Annotated in this window: 13 protein-coding genes; 4 read left to right on the top strand and 9 right to left on the bottom strand. The window is 61.3% G+C overall.

Features of this window, described 5'->3' with window-relative positions; translation table 11 throughout:
* Positions 1–104: 104 nt before the first annotated feature.
* Positions 105–812, bottom strand: coding sequence for a phosphoribosyltransferase (locus tag PIB16_RS24975; protein ID WP_271046547.1), 708 nt, complete (start codon positions 810–812; stop codon positions 105–107).
* 311 nt (positions 813–1123) lie between these two features.
* Here PIB16_RS24975 and PIB16_RS24980 point away from each other — a divergent pair, with 311 nt between their 5' ends.
* The 3 genes from PIB16_RS24980 (at position 1124) to PIB16_RS24990 (ending at position 4165) form a co-directional block, all read left to right on the top strand.
* Positions 1124–2296 (top strand): M20 aminoacylase family protein, encoded by a 1173-nt coding sequence (locus tag PIB16_RS24980; RefSeq protein WP_271046548.1) that lies wholly within the window; start codon positions 1124–1126, stop codon positions 2294–2296.
* A gap of 210 nt (positions 2297–2506) precedes the next feature.
* Entirely contained in the window at positions 2507–2965 is a 459-nt protein-coding gene (locus tag PIB16_RS24985; RefSeq protein WP_078053243.1) for a hypothetical protein, read from the top strand.
* Between the two features lie 6 nt (positions 2966–2971).
* Entirely contained in the window at positions 2972–4165 is a 1194-nt protein-coding gene (locus tag PIB16_RS24990) for a hypothetical protein (RefSeq protein WP_174037613.1), read from the top strand.
* Between the two features lie 60 nt (positions 4166–4225).
* Here PIB16_RS24990 and PIB16_RS24995 read toward each other — a convergent pair whose 3' ends face one another.
* The 8 genes from PIB16_RS24995 to PIB16_RS25030 all read right to left on the bottom strand — a co-directional run bounded on the left by PIB16_RS24995 (position 4226) and on the right by PIB16_RS25030 (position 12864).
* Complete coding sequence (locus PIB16_RS24995; RefSeq protein WP_271046549.1) at positions 4226–6019, bottom strand: adenine deaminase; 1794 nt, start codon at positions 6017–6019, stop codon at positions 4226–4228.
* Positions 6016–6936: a nucleoside hydrolase gene (locus tag PIB16_RS25000; RefSeq protein ID WP_078053246.1), complete on the bottom strand. Its 921-nt coding sequence runs from the start codon at positions 6934–6936 to the stop codon at positions 6016–6018. The genes PIB16_RS24995 and PIB16_RS25000 overlap by 4 nt, the downstream gene beginning before the upstream one ends.
* Before the next feature lie 2 nt (positions 6937–6938).
* Positions 6939–7964: an ABC transporter ATP-binding protein gene (locus PIB16_RS25005; RefSeq protein ID WP_078053247.1), complete on the bottom strand. Its 1026-nt coding sequence runs from the start codon at positions 7962–7964 to the stop codon at positions 6939–6941.
* A complete protein-coding gene (locus PIB16_RS25010; RefSeq protein WP_065655279.1) occupies positions 7957–8736 on the bottom strand; it encodes an ABC transporter permease in 780 nt (259 codons plus the stop codon). The genes PIB16_RS25005 and PIB16_RS25010 overlap by 8 nt, the downstream gene beginning before the upstream one ends.
* Positions 8733–9560 (bottom strand): ABC transporter permease, encoded by an 828-nt coding sequence (locus tag PIB16_RS25015; protein ID WP_078053248.1) that lies wholly within the window; start codon positions 9558–9560, stop codon positions 8733–8735. Before PIB16_RS25015 ends, PIB16_RS25010 begins: the two co-directional genes overlap by 4 nt.
* A gap of 167 nt (positions 9561–9727) precedes the next feature.
* Positions 9728–10750, bottom strand: a complete 1023-nt coding sequence (locus PIB16_RS25020) for an ABC transporter substrate-binding protein (protein WP_078053249.1) — start codon at positions 10748–10750, stop codon at positions 9728–9730.
* Entirely contained in the window at positions 10747–11808 is a 1062-nt protein-coding gene (locus PIB16_RS25025) for a LacI family DNA-binding transcriptional regulator (RefSeq protein WP_271046550.1), read from the bottom strand. Before PIB16_RS25025 ends, PIB16_RS25020 begins: the two co-directional genes overlap by 4 nt.
* Before the next feature lie 135 nt (positions 11809–11943).
* Positions 11944–12864, bottom strand: a complete 921-nt coding sequence (locus PIB16_RS25030) for a LysR family transcriptional regulator (protein ID WP_065655275.1) — start codon at positions 12862–12864, stop codon at positions 11944–11946.
* A gap of 96 nt (positions 12865–12960) precedes the next feature.
* Here PIB16_RS25030 and PIB16_RS25035 point away from each other — a divergent pair, with 96 nt between their 5' ends.
* A complete protein-coding gene (locus PIB16_RS25035) occupies positions 12961–14148 on the top strand; it encodes an acyl-CoA dehydrogenase (protein WP_078053252.1) in 1188 nt (395 codons plus the stop codon).
* The last annotated feature ends 77 nt before the right edge of the window (positions 14149–14225 follow it).

Here is a 14225-nt window from a genome sequence, read left to right on the forward strand (position 1 = left end):
TCTGTCGGGGGCGATCTTAGGACGATCTCTTCGAGCTTCGCAAGACACAAATTAGGCAGCGGTGAAATTATCACCACTTGCCTTTTGCCGGAATTTGCGCTTCGTCAGGCGCGCCAGCCGCCTTCCGCTTTGGTGAGCAGCGGCGTTGAAAAAACACCCCTCACCCGCTCCGGCCATTCCGGCCCGAAAGCGGCGATTTTTTCCCGCCAGCGATCTGATTGCAGCATGGCCGCGCCGATGACGGCGGGCCGAATGCCGGAGGCGGCGAGAAGGGAAAGACCCGCTATGATGGAGCTGCCGCTGGAGATCACATCATCCACCAGCGCCACCCGCCGGTTCTCGATAAGCGGCAGCATGCGCGGATCGATATAAAGCCGTTTTTCCTGCCTTGTGGTGATGGAGGACATCGGCACCGACAGTTCCTCCAGATACCAGAATTTGCGTGAAGTGCCGAGCGGCACGTAACGGGAATGGCCGAGATGCCGGGCGACGGCGGCGGCGAGCGTCAGCCCCAGCGTCGGCAGGCCGATGACGACATCGGGCTTGAAGGGAAGAAGCTGTACGGCAAGGTCGGCCGCCAGCGCCTCAAGCACCTCGAAAGAGGCCTGATTGACGATAAGCGAGGCGAGCGCATGTTCGCCATCCGCCAGCGGCCTTATCGGCAGGCATATCTGCCTTCCGTCATCCAGCGCCGCCGGAAAAAAGGTGGAATGCGGGCCTGCCGTTTCGAAGCTGCGGAGCGGATGGATCTCCTGCCAGAACTCATGCGGCGCGGCGGGAGAATGGGCGGCAGGCGATGCGGATGGCGGCATCGGTTTTTCCTTTCAGAACCGGGATGGCGCAAGGCGCAGGCGGTTTTCGGCCACGCCAATCCCGTTCGGCAGATTAGTCATTTTAGCAACCACAGAGACACTGCGGGTTCATTTCATTGGCTTTTTCCGCTAGGGTATTTCCGTTTTTATCCGAAACACGGAAATACCCTGGCTCTTTGGTTTACGCATTTCCGAACGCAAAACCGCTACACACTTTTGCTGGAAATGCTCTAGAAGAGAAAAAAGCAACAGGCATTCGGATGAACCCACCTATGACGCGGGTTTTTCTCATATTCAAGGACAAGCTGCCCATGAGACTGCTGGACCGCATCGGCGAGGACCTGCCATTCCTGACGGAGCTTCGCCACGACCTGCACGCGCATCCCGAACTGGGCTTCGAAGAGGAAAGAACCAGCGCCATCGTCGCCGATCTTCTCGAGCGTGCCGGGCTGAAGGTGCATCGCGGTCTCGGCGGCACCGGCGTGGTCGCCACGCTGCAGGTGGGCAACGGCACCCGAAGCATCGGCCTGCGCGCCGACATGGATGCGCTTGCCATGCCGGAAGTTCCCGACCGGCCCTATAAATCGAAATTTCCCGGCAAGATGCATGCCTGCGGCCATGACGGCCATACCGCCATGCTGCTGGGTGCGGCGCGTTACCTCGCAAAGACCCGCGATTTTTCCGGCACCGTGCATTTCATTTTCCAGCCGGCCGAAGAAGGCCGCGGCGGCGCGAAAAAAATGGTGGAGGACGGGCTTTTCACCCTGTTTCCCTGCGATGCGGTCTATGGCCTGCACAATATGCCGGGGCTCGGCATCGACGAAATGGCGGTGGTGGAAGGCCCGCAGCTCGCCTCTTCCGACAGCTGGCGCGTCACGTTCAAAGGCATCGGCACCCACGGCGCCAAGCCGCATCTCGGCCGCGATCCGGTGACGGCGGCGGGCACCTTCCTCGCCTCGCTGCAAACCATCGTCGGCCGCGTCGTCGATCCGCTGCAACCCGCCGTAGTCAGCGCCTGTTCGGTGCAGGCGGGCGACCCGAAGGCGCTCAACGTCATTCCCGACCTCGTCGAAATCGGCGGCACGGCGCGTGCTTATGCGGCTGACGTGCGCGACCAGCTGGAAGCGGAAATCGGCAGGCTGGCAAAGGGCACGGCGGCGATGTTCGGCATCGAAGCAAGTTATGAGTTCATCCGCCGGATTCCACCCGTCATCAACGAGGCGGATGCGACGAAACGGGCGCTGCGCGCCGCAAGAACCGTCTTCGGCAACAGGACCCGCAACGCCTTCCCGCCCTCGACCGCCGGCGACGATTTCGCCTTCTTCGCGGGCGAAGCGCCCGGCTGCTATGTCTGGCTCGGCAACGGTCCGGCGGTGGATGGCGCGCTGCACCACAACACCTCCTACGACTTTAACGATGCGGCCATCGTGCCGGGCGTGGCGTTCTGGGCGACGCTGGTGGAGCAGGAACTGGCGGCGGAGTGAAAGTGGCCTTTCCGGCACAGCTTTCAGATGTGAAGCGTCCGATCAATAATCGCCCCGCGGCATCGGGGCGAAACAATACTGCTTACGCGCAATAATTCTACCCCATATACATCGACATCCAATAGACTCAACCGTTTATTTAGTATACATACACGGTATAGTCGCATTTGTTATTTATTTCCGGTCTAATTTTTCAAACGGGCAAGCATCATGACGAGACTTGTTGTGCCAAAAAGTGCGATCAACGGGCGTCTGGCCTCCAAGTCGCTAAAAAACCTGCCGCCTGACGATTATCGCGACCGTCTTATCAAATATATTCCGGCAGAGTCCGTGGCCCTATATGTTGCAGTCGATAAAATGGTCAATTCCCATTACGGGTTGAGCATGCTGACGGCGGACAGCGTCGTCCCCACGCAGGCCGTGATCGTCAGCTGGGCAATTCTCGCCCTCGGCATCATCGGTACTCCGATCTATCTCTACCGCCGTAAACTCTCGGGCCAGCCATGGGTCTTGAATGCCATCATCTCCACCATCGCCTTCGTGCTCTGGGCCTATACGCTGAGCGGCTCCGTCTTTCTCGTCCACCAGTGGTACAGCGTTTTCGCGGCCGGCCTGCTCGCGCCAATCTTCACCTTTGTGGCCGGGTTTTTCGAACCCAAACCGGAGTAAGCGGCCATGCCGACCTATGAGGACCTGCGCGCCTATTTCGACGCTTCCGAAGCCATGACGCAATTGGCACGGGCGGCCTCGGAAATCCCCATCGTGCATGGCTTCACCCTCGACGTGGATCCGTTATGGATGCTGCTTTACGATATAGAAGATGGCGTCTTGCCGGAAAGCGAACGCTACCGGTATGAGTATCTTCTTGACGGTCGCCCTTTTCGCGACTGGTGGAGATTGCCCCTCGCTTTTCCGGAATGGCCGTTCCAGACGCCCTATCAAGGATATAGGCGCCGCGACCTCAAGCGCAACGTTTCGCTGTGGGACGCAATCCCGCGCCCAACGAGAAGCGGTCCTGTCGTGATGACCATCGTTTACGGTCCACTCAAGACCCCGGCAAAAGCTGCGCCCGAGACTCTGGAGGACGGTAGCGACATTGCGGCGCTTCGCCAATTAACCGCTCTCATTAATGGGAGTGTCGCTTCCGCCCGGATAGAGGAACGTCCAAGGGCAAGGCTTGCCTTTGCGGCCGGCGATGAAATCACCACCAGCGCCGGCGAAACCGGCACCTATGGCGGGACGCTGACCAACGCGCGCAAAAAACAATACGGCATGACCTGCGCCCATGTCGCCAACACCGGTGACGATATTTTAGATGTATCGGGAAAACGGATCGGCACGGTGATACATCATACCAAGCTCCATCCCTTACCGGCGCAGACGGTCTGCGATCCTGTGGTACTGCCGATACCCAATCCCTATCCCGGCAACGATCCGCCTGTGAATATGTTCGACTTCTCGCTGATCGAACTGACCAAAGCACCGGCAGCGTCTTCATTGGGCGGGGTGGCCGCCAGCCTGACGCCGGGGCAAAACGTGACCCTCAGGGGCAAAAGCGGCACCTATAAGTGCAAGCTCGGTTCGCTGGCGATCAGCTACGCCTTCACGGACGGCACGTCGACCTATTGTTTTCGCGACCAGATCGAACTCAAGCCGCAGCCGGTCATTCCGATTGGCGGCGCGCTCGGGCATCTCGTCACGCCCATGCCGACGCAGGGCGATTCAGGCGGCTGGGTTCTGACGGACGATGCGACACCGCTCTGGGCCGGCGTGTTTTTCGGCGAAGACGGCAGTCGCGGTTATTGCTCGCGCGCCAGCTGGGCGCATGACTGGGCCGAAAAGCAGGTAGGCGGCTCCCTCTCTGTTTAACCGCCGCTCGCCTGAACCCATTCACAGGGTCGGAAAAGAGCGCGCAGTAAACGCCTGCGCTCACCCCACCACCGAAATCACCGGGGTTTCCATCACCCTGCCCGTCAACACATCAGCAATGCCCATATCCGTCTGGTGCGGGCCGATATTGCAGGCGAGCGTGGCGCCGAAGCAGGCCTTGAAGACGAGATAGGGCGGCTGCCATTCCACCAGCCTGCCGACGGCTTCGCGCAATTCTTCGAAAGCCTTTGCCACGTCGTCAAGCGGGGCATCGGAAACGAGGCCGGAAAGCGGCAACGGGAGAAGTGCGGTCACCCTGCCTTCGGAAGCGACAGCCATGCCGCCGCCGGCCTTTATCACCGCATTTGCGGCGAGCGCCATGTCCTCCGCATTACCGCCGAAAACGGTGAGGTTGTGGCTGTCATGCGAGACGGTGGTGGCGAAGGCGCCGTTCCAGTTTCCCCAGCCGGTGAGAAAGCCGGTTCTGGTGATCGGCTCGGCCATGCCGTGGCGATGGGTGACGGAAATCATCGTGGCGCCCTCAGGGGGAACGACGAAACCGTCCTTCACCTCGGCTTCCGCCTCGCCCCATTGCGTGAAGCGCGGGCGGTCGATGGTGGCGAGGCGTACCTTTGCCCCTTCGCAGGCAACCCGGAAATCATCGGCTGCGCGCAGCGGCAGCTTCATCGAGCCTTCGAGCGCCGCCGCATCGCAGGCCTGAACGTCGACGAGCATATGCCCGCCTTCCGCAACCGCCCTGCCCTCGGCCAGAACGTGGCGGGCGGCAAAACCGCTCAAATCCTCAAAGACGACGATATCGGCGCGACGGCCGGCGGCGATGAGGCCGAGATCGGCACGGCCGAGCCTTTGCGCGGCATTGAGCGTTGCGGCGCGCAGCGCCCATTCGGGCTTCAGGCCATAACGGACGAGGCGGCGCACCACATCGTCAAGCCCACCGCCTCGTAGCAGATCATCGGGGAAGACGTCGTCGGTACAGAGTGTCACCGTCTGCGGCAGGTGGCCGAGGGCGTTCAGCGCTTCCACGAATTCCGGTAGCAGGTGATCGTGCGAGCCGCGCAACTCAATCGTCATTCCTGCCCGCAGTTTCGCCATCAGGTCTTCGCCCGAGACCAGCTCGTGATCGGAAGAAACGCCCGCCGCCATGAAGGCGTTGAGATCGGCGCCCTTCAGGCCGCGTGCATGGCCGCAGACCAGCTTTTCCGAGGCAAGCCCGGCCTGCACGATGCCGCTCATGCGCGGATCGCGCTCGATGACGCCGCGCATATTCATGATTTCCGCGACACCGCCGACCTGCGGCCACGACAGGATATCGGCGAGAGTGGCAGCGTCGAAATCCGCCCCGCCGCGCTCCAGCCCCGGTGCGGAAGGCACGCAGGAGGGCGCGAGCAGAATGGCGCGCAGGGGCAGGTTCTGGATGGATTTCGCCGCCCAGCGCACCCCTTCCACCCCATGCACATTGCCGAATTCATGCGGGTCCCAGACGATGGTGGTGACGCCACGGGCAACCACGGCTGCCGCATAGGCGGCCGGCGTGACCATCGAGCTTTCGATATGCATATGTGTGTCGATGAGGCCGGGCGAGACATAGGCGCCTGCCGCATCGATGATCCGTGCAGCGTCGCTGCGGCTTGCTCGCTCGTGCACGCTGGCGATCAAAGCGCCGACAATGCCGATATCGGCGGCGCGAAGCTCTCCCGTCACCACATCCACCAATGTTCCGCCGCTGACGAGAACATCGAAAGGTGCATCGCCGCGTGCGGCGGCGACCGCGCGGCTGCGCAGCGCATCATCGGTGAGATCGGCAGGCTCGCGTGTCGGAAAGTTCGCGCTCATCGGGCGGCCTCCCGGCGCAACGCCTCGAGAATCGCCGTCTTCGCACCTTCGGCATCCACCGTTTCGGCGAAATGCGCGTTGAAGGCGTGAGCTTTCTCAGCGCGCGTCTCGACCACGGTTCGCCCGCGCGTCAGCGTCGCCTGAAGCTCGACATCGATCCGCGCATGACGCCAACCGATGAGACCGGAGACGAATGCGACGGCGGCAACGGGATCGTAAAGCGCCATGGCAGCTCTGCCACGGCTGGTGGCGATGCCGATGAAACCTTCCAGCAGATCGGCGATCAGCCCGGCATTCTTGCCGCCGGCATTACGGATCGGCAGCACATCGGCCGGCGAGGCGGTGACTTTGCGGCAGGCGTCCAGATCGACCATGCGCAACGGCAGGCCGTGGGAGAGCACGATGGCCAGCGCTTCCGGATCGGCAAAGGCGTTGAATTCGGCCGAGGCCGTGTGGTTGCCGCTGGTCACGCCACCACCCATCCAGGTGAGATCGGAAATTCTGGCGGCAAGATCAGGCCGGGCAAGGCAAAGCGCGGCGATATTGGTGAGTGGGCCGAGTGCCAGAATGCGCTTCTCACCATCACCCTCAAGCCAGTTGCACAGGGCGGCAAAGGCATCGCTTTTCGGCAAGATCGGCGCATCCGGCAAGTTTTGGCCGACGGTCGGAATGCCGTTATCGCCCAGAATGCATTGCGCGGTTTCGAGTGCACCGAGCACCGGCATGGTGCGGCCCTGATGGATCGGCATCGACCAGCCGAAGGCTGAGACGGCGCCTGCGGCATTGCGGCAGACGGCCTGAAGTGTCGCGTTGCCGAAGACCAGCGAAATGCCGTCGATGGCAAGGCCCGACGATTGCACCACCATGATGGCGGCGATATCGTCGAAGCCCATATCGGTATCGATCCATACACCCATGGTCAGTTGAACACCTTGAGGCTCGCCGCTTTTTCGACCGGCAGGTCGAAGGCGAGCGTATCGCCGATTGCGTGGGAGGTCAGGGCGGCGTCCGTTTCCGCCTTGATGGGGCCAAGCGGCGTATCGAGCAGATATTCGCGGCTGTTGCCGGCAAAGGAGGTGCCGCGCACGGTTCCCTGGAAAGGACCTGAACCGAGGGTGACCATGCGCGGCCGCCAGGCCAGTCCGGATGCTGAAAGGACTGGTCCGGGAAGCGGTGTTGCGCCGTTTGCGGTTTTGAGCGCGCCGCCTTCCAGCGCGAAGATGTTTTCGAAGCCGACGAAATCCGCCACGAAGGATGAAACCGGCGCGTTGTAGATCTCTTCCGGCGTACCGATCTGCTCAATCTTGCCGCCCTTCATGACGACAATGCGGTCGGCGAGCGCCAAAGCCTCGATCTGGTCATGGGTGACGAAGATCATCGTCACGCCGGTTTCCTTCTGCACGCGCTGCAATTCGGTGCGCATTTCAAGGCGCAGGCGGGCATCGAGGTTGGAGAGCGGCTCATCGAGCAAGAGCACCTTCGGCTCCATGACCATGGAGCGCGCCAGCGCCACGCGCTGCTGCTGGCCGCCGGAAAGCTCCGCAGGCTTTCGCGAGGCGAAGCTGGACAAGCCCACCGATTTCAGGCCGGAGGCGACCTTGTCTTCCAGCGCCTTGCCGTTCATGCCCTTGAGCTTCAGGCCGAAGGCGACGTTTTCATAGACCGTCAGATGCGGGAAGAGCGCATAGGACTGGAACACCAGACCCACGGCACGCTTGTTCGCGGCCACCCGGGTAATGTCTGCCCCATCGAGATCGATACGTCCTCCCGCCACCGGCATCAGCCCGGCAATGGCGCGCATCGTCGTGGTCTTGCCGCAGCCGGAAGGCCCGAGAAGCGCGAGCAGCTCGCCCTTGCGGATATCGAGATCGAGGTCCTTGACGGCGACATTGCCGCCATAGGCGAGCGAGACTTTGTTGAGCGAAAGGTAATTTGCGTCAGACATAACGGGAGAACCCCAGAAAACGTTCGGCCATGAAGACGATGCCGATGGAAAGGAAGGCGAGCAGCGAGGAGAGTGCGGCCACGGAAGGATCGAAGACGATTTCCATGTAACCCAGCATGTCGATGGGCAGCGTGCGAACGCCGGGGCCTGACAGGAACAGCGACACCGGCACCTGGTTGAAGCTCGTTACGAAACCGAGAATGAAGGCTGAGAGAATGCCGCCGCGAATATTCGGCAACACGACGCGGAAAAACGCCCCGACCCGCGACGAGCCGAGCAGCACCGCCGCCTCCTCGATATCCGAGCGCAGATTGTTGAGGCTGGCCGACACCACCCGCACCGCATAGGGCAGGATTAGCGCGGTGTGGGCGAGGAACAAAGCAAGCGTGATGCCGATGCCGAAAGGCACGACGAAATAGCGCAGCAGCGCCAAGCCGACGATGATACCCGGCACGATGATCGGCGCGGAAACGATTGTGCGCACCGTCTCGGCAAAAGGTAGCTTGTAGCGCGACATGGCGTAAGAAGCGGGGATGCCGAGGATGAGCGCCGCAAACGTGCCGCCGATGGCGAGGAACATCGACATGGCAAAGCTTTCCCGGAAGCTCTCAACGGTAAAGACCTTGGCGATCCACTTCAGCGAAAAGCCCTGCGGCGGAAAGGCGAGCGTATCGCCGGCCGAAAACGAGGCCGCGACGATGATGAGGAACGGCCCGATCAGGAAACCGACGACAAGCAGAAGCGTGAGCGGAATGAAGAGCTGCCGGGTCATTTCTTGTTCCTTGCGGTGGCGATGCGCTTCAGCAGAATATTGGCGGCAAAGCTCATGACGATCAGGATGAAGGCGATGACGCTCGCGGAGACGAAATTGTTGGAAACCGTCACCTGCTGGTAAAGCAGGGTTTCCAGCATCAGCACCTTCGAGCCGCCGAGAATGGCGGGCGTGATATAGGCCGTGAGCGAACCGGTGAAGACCAGCGTGCCACCGACGACCAACCCTTCCTTGGTGAGCGGCAGGATGACCTTCCAGAACACCTGCAGCCAGCTTGCGCCGAGCACTCGGGCAGCCGCAATCGTATCCTTCGGCATATTCTCAAGCGCACTGATGAGCGAGATGATCATCAATGGCAGGAACAATTGCAGAAGGCCGATGAAGACGGCTGTTTCGGAAAACAGGATACGGATCGGCCCGTCACTCAGGCCGACAGCCTGCAGCGCCTGATTGACGATGCCGGTTCGACCCAGAATGACGATCCAGGCATAGGTGCGGGCGACAGGCGAAATCATCAGCGGCAGCACGACCAGATTGACGACGTGCCCCTTCGCGCCCTGCGACAGGTTGACGATGGCGAAGGCCGCCGCATAACCCACCACCGCCGAGACGATGGTGACAAGCGCGCCGAGCTTCAGGGTGCGCAGGAAAACCGTCTGGTTCAGCGGATCGGTGAAGAAATCGGCATAAGCCGACAACGTCCAGCCGTCGGCGGTGCGGAAGCCCTCCGACAGCAGGATGAAGACCGGCACAAGAAAGACCGCCGCCGCGAAAATTGCGGCAGGCAAGGCAAGCGCCAGCGCTTCGGCCCGGTTCTGAAACATGGGTTTATTCCCTGAACGGCCTGAGGGCCGGTTGTTACGGCAGCCAGACGCGCCGGCCTACGATCAAAAAGGGTGGAAAAGCGGTCAGGGGACGACCGAACCGCTTTTCCGGGAATGGAGCCGCCCTTGCGGACATTTAAATGCCCCATTCCAAACGGTGAATGGGCTTACTGGCCCACCTTCGCGTTCCACTCCGACAGCCACTTGTCGCGGTTATCAAGCGTCACGTCGGACGGAATGAGCTGGAGGCTTTTTGCGGTTTCGTCGCCATAGGTGATGTTATTCGCCACCTCATCGGAAACCTTGACTTCCCTGTTGGTCGGGCTGTCCACCAGCTTTTCGGCCAGCGCCTTCTGAACGTCGGTCGATAGCCAGAAATCCATGAACTGCAACGCCAGATCTTCGTTTTTCGTGCCCTTCGGCACCACGAGCACGTTCATGCCGCCGGTCTGGCCTTCCTTGGGCGTCGCCCAGGCAAGCGGCAGGTCGAGCTTGGTGAAAGGCGCCCAGGAGAAGCGGCCGATCGGGGCTGCCCAGATTTCTTCCTGCTGCATCAACTGCACCAACTGCGAGGATTTGACGTAGAAAGTGACGATGTCGTCCTTCTTTTCGCCCACGGCCTCGATGGCGCCGGAAAGATCGGGCGTGTCCTTGCCGATAGCTTTGCCGAGCATATAAAGCGCCGGCGGGCCCTGATTGGTGGTAACATTCGGGAAGGCGACGTGGTCGACGATATCGTCCTTCAAAAGATCGGCCCAGCTGTCGATCTTCATCTTGTCGGTGCGGTAAACAATTGAGGTGGCGTAGAAATTGACGCCGACGCTCATGCCGTCGCCATTCGGATCCTTGGCGATGTCATAGAGCTTTTCGATATTCGGAACCTTGGAAGCATCGATCTTCTGGATCAGATCCTTGCGGGTGGCCGAAAGCGCATCCGCCATGGAGACGATGGCGAGATCGACCACCGGATTGGCCTTGTTGGCCTCCATCTTGGCCAGACGCTCGACGCTGTTGCCGGTCTCGACGACCAGCTTGCAACCGCATTTCTGCTCAAACGGCGTATAGACCAGTTCCTTGAATTCGTCCTGCGCGAAGGCATAGACGGAAATCGTCAGCGTCTTGTCCTGCGCCTCAGCGGCCCCCATCGTCAGCATCAGGGCGCTGCCCGATGCGAGAATGATCTTTTTCATGGTGTGAGTTCTCCTGCTGTCGTTTTTTTGGCTTCAATCGCATCATGCTTTGCCTTGCCGGTGGAACCGCGCATGATCAGCGCCATCGGTACTTTCGAAATATCCGCGGTCACTTCGCCCGCGATGCCATTTTCAGTGGCGCCCTCTATCGCGCGCAGCAGCGCGGCCACGGCGAGATCGGCGATACGGCCCATATCCATGCGCATGGTCGTCAAGGGTGGGGTGACCACGGCGGAAAAGATGAGATCGTCGAAACCGGTGACGCTTGCTTCTTCCGGCACCTCGATGCCCTCGCGCTGCAACTCGGTCAGCGCCCGCAGCGCATGCAGGTCGGAAATGGCGGCAAAGCCGGTAAAACCATCCGCCACCAGATCGGCAAGCCCCAGCCGGCAACCCGCACCGTCAGCCTCTTCGATGCTGTCGATCCAGAGCGTCCGGGTCACGCAGGCCTTGCCAAGACCATCCCGAATGCCGCCGAGACGGTCATTCTGTACGTTGGAATCGCGGTTCTTGCCCACCAGCACCACCTTGCGGTGGCCAAGGCCTGCCAGATAGTCACCCACCTGCCGGCCACCATCCCAATGGTCGGCGGCGACGGTATTGCCCGGTGTTGACGGGCTGTCGATGACGGCGACCGGGCAATCGACATCGGAAATGCGCGTGCCACGGCGTGGAACGACCACCATACCATCGACCCCGCGCTCAATCAGCCGGTTGATCGCATCCGTCTGCATGGCGATATCGCCACGGGAGTCGGCGATCAGCACGCCGTAACCGGCAGTAACAGCAGCCTTTTCAATGGCCTGCGCGATCTGCGGGAAGAGCGGGTTAGCAATGTCAGGCAGAACCAGCCCCAGAACACCGCTTCTGCCGGTGCGCAACGCCCTGCCCGCCGAACTCGGCACATAACCCAGTTCACTTGCCGTCTTGCGGATACGCTCTACCAGATCAGGTGAAACACGGCCTTTACCCGACAGCGCATTGGACACGGTTGCAACCGACACGCCGAGTGCCGCTGCTATCGCGCTCAGATTGGTGGCAGGCCGTGACGACGCCATGGATGGTCCGGGAAGGCTGATTAAACGTTTAATCAGGATAAGCGAGGCGCGGCCCGCTGTCGAGTCCTGCGCCGGCGAAATACGGCGAAAAGCTGGGCACAAAGGTTAAATGCCCGAAAAAAGAGCGATTATTTTTTACAGGGCCTGAGTGCTGGCGGCGCGATAAGCCTCAACCTGGCGCACCAGCCAATCGCGAAACAGCACGACCGGCACGTGATTGGCACGCGAAAGCGGCGCCACCGCATAATAGGAACTGGGGCTTCTCGCCTGATGATCGAAGGCTTTGACCAGCTGCTTGGATTTCAGTTCGTTATCGATCAGGAACAGCGGCATCAGCGCCACGCCGAGCCCGGCGATGCAGGCCTGCGCCACGCTGGAGAACTGCTCGAAGCGCATGCCCTGCGGCAAGGCGAGCGACAGTCCCAGGCTTTCGAACCAGTGACCCCATGCTCCGGGCCGCGAGGCCATGTGCAGCAACGGCAGGGCGGCGATATCCTCGCCCCTTTCCACCGGGTGGGCGCTGAGGAATTGCGGGCTGCACACCGGCGCGACCATTTCATGCATGAGAAAGGTGCTCTCCGCCCCCGGCCAATCGGCCTGGCCGATATGGATCGCCATATCCAGCTGCTCACGCTCAAAGTCGAATTGGCCGATGCGGGTGGCGAAATTGATGGTGATTTCGGGGTGGTTCGCCACGAAATCCGGGATACGCGGCAGAAGCCAGCGGGTGCCGAAGGTGGGCAACATGGCAAGGTTCAAGGTATTGCCATGCGTTTTGGTCATGATCTGCAGCGACGCAGAGCGTATCTCGCCAAGGGCGGAGGCGATGGATTTTGCATAGGCACGGCCTTCCGCCGTCAGCGCCACGCCGCGCGCGCCGCGCTCGAACAGGCGCACGCCAAGCTGTTCTTCCAGTGACATAACCTGCCGGCTGATCGCCCCCTGCGTCAGGGCAAGCTCATCGGCGGCGGCGGAAAAGCTGCCGAGCCGGGCCACGGAATCGAAGGCGGCGAGCGCACTGGTGGAGGGCAGGAGTTTGCGGCTGAGAGATGTCATGAGCCATTACTATATGTAATGCAAAAATGAGTAAACATGGCTTGTGCCGACTGGCTCGAATACCAATAATCCGGCCAGCAAATCCGGAGGCATCACGTGAGCGAACACGCAGCATTCAATTGGCAGGACCCTTTTCTGCTCGAAGACCAACTGACCGATGACGAGCGGATGATCCGCGACGCCGCCGCCGCCTTCGGCAAATCCGAACTCTTGCCGCGTGTCTCCGAAGCCTATCTTTCCGAGACCACCGAGCCGGAACTGTTCCGCCTGATGGGCCGCACCGGCCTGCTCGGCGTCACCCTGCCGGAAGAATATGGCGCGGCCAATGCCAGCTATGTGGCTTACGGCCTCGTCGCCCGCGAGGTGGAGCGGATCGACAGCGGTTACCGCTCGATGATGAGCGTGCAGTCCTCGCTCGTCATCCATCCGATCTTCGCCTATGGCTCTGACGAGCAGAAGAAGAAATACCTGCCCGGCCTCGTCTCCGGCGAGTTGATCGGCTGTTTCGGCTTGACCGAGCCGGATGCCGGCTCCGATCCCGGCGGCATGAAGACCCGCGCCGAAAAAATTGCCGGCGGCTATCGCCTGCGCGGTTCGAAAATGTGGATTTCCAATGCGCCAATCGCCGATGTCTTCGTCGTCTGGGCGAAATCGGAAGCCCATGACAACCAGATCCGCGGCTTCGTGCTGGAAAAGGGCATGAAGGGCCTCTCCGCTCCCAAAATCGGCGGCAAGCTGTCGCTGCGCGCCTCCATCACCGGTGAGATCGTTCTGGACGGTGTGGAAGTGGGCGAAGACGCACTGCTGCCCAATGTTTCCGGCCTGAAAGGCCCGTTCGGCTGCCTCAACCGCGCCCGTTACGGCATTTCCTGGGGTGTCATGGGGGCTGCGGAAGATTGCTGGCTCCGCGCCCGGCAATATGGTCTCGACCGCAAGCAGTTCGGCAAGCCGCTCGCCGGCATGCAGCTTTACCAGAAGAAGCTCGCCGACATGCAGACCGAAATCGCGCTCGGCCTACAGGCATCGCTCCGCGTCGGCCAACTGATGGACGACCAGAAGATGGCGCCGGAAATGATCTCCATCATCAAGCGCAACAATTGCGGCAAGGCGCTGGATATCGCCCGCCAGGCCCGCGACATGCATGGCGGCAACGGCATCCAGATCGAATATCACGTCATGCGCCACGCCCAGAACCTTGAGACGGTCAACACCTATGAGGGCACGCACGACGTCCACGCGCTGATCCTCGGCCGGGCGCAGACGGGAATTCAGGCGTTTTTCTGAGGCTTTATCCACGTCGGGGATCTCGGCTTTAAAGAGGCCCAAAGCCTCTTCTTCGTCATGCTCGGGCCTGTCCCGAG

Source organism: Agrobacterium sp. ST15.13.015, from assembly GCF_027871645.1.
Lineage (GTDB): Bacteria > Pseudomonadota > Alphaproteobacteria > Rhizobiales > Rhizobiaceae > Agrobacterium > Agrobacterium leguminum.

What these genes read in the sequence shown, in the direction of transcription:
- PIB16_RS24975 (WP_271046547.1), bottom strand. Translation starts at nt 812, where the DNA reads ATGCCGCCATCCGCATCGCCTGCCGCCCATTCTCCCGCCGCGCCGCAT.
- PIB16_RS24980 (WP_271046548.1), top strand. Translation starts at nt 1,124, where the DNA reads ATGAGACTGCTGGACCGCATCGGCGAGGACCTGCCATTCCTGACGGAG.
- PIB16_RS24985 (WP_078053243.1), top strand. Translation starts at nt 2,507, where the DNA reads ATGACGAGACTTGTTGTGCCAAAAAGTGCGATCAACGGGCGTCTGGCC.
- PIB16_RS24990 (WP_174037613.1), top strand. Translation starts at nt 2,972, where the DNA reads ATGCCGACCTATGAGGACCTGCGCGCCTATTTCGACGCTTCCGAAGCC.
- PIB16_RS24995 (WP_271046549.1), bottom strand. Translation starts at nt 6,019, where the DNA reads ATGAGCGCGAACTTTCCGACACGCGAGCCTGCCGATCTCACCGATGAT.
- PIB16_RS25000 (WP_078053246.1), bottom strand. Translation starts at nt 6,936, where the DNA reads ATGGGTGTATGGATCGATACCGATATGGGCTTCGACGATATCGCCGCC.
- PIB16_RS25005 (WP_078053247.1), bottom strand. Translation starts at nt 7,964, where the DNA reads ATGTCTGACGCAAATTACCTTTCGCTCAACAAAGTCTCGCTCGCCTAT.
- PIB16_RS25010 (WP_065655279.1), bottom strand. Translation starts at nt 8,736, where the DNA reads ATGACCCGGCAGCTCTTCATTCCGCTCACGCTTCTGCTTGTCGTCGGT.
- PIB16_RS25015 (WP_078053248.1), bottom strand. Translation starts at nt 9,560, where the DNA reads ATGTTTCAGAACCGGGCCGAAGCGCTGGCGCTTGCCTTGCCTGCCGCA.
- PIB16_RS25020 (WP_078053249.1), bottom strand. Translation starts at nt 10,750, where the DNA reads ATGAAAAAGATCATTCTCGCATCGGGCAGCGCCCTGATGCTGACGATG.
- PIB16_RS25025 (WP_271046550.1), bottom strand. Translation starts at nt 11,808, where the DNA reads ATGGCGTCGTCACGGCCTGCCACCAATCTGAGCGCGATAGCAGCGGCA.
- PIB16_RS25030 (WP_065655275.1), bottom strand. Translation starts at nt 12,864, where the DNA reads ATGACATCTCTCAGCCGCAAACTCCTGCCCTCCACCAGTGCGCTCGCC.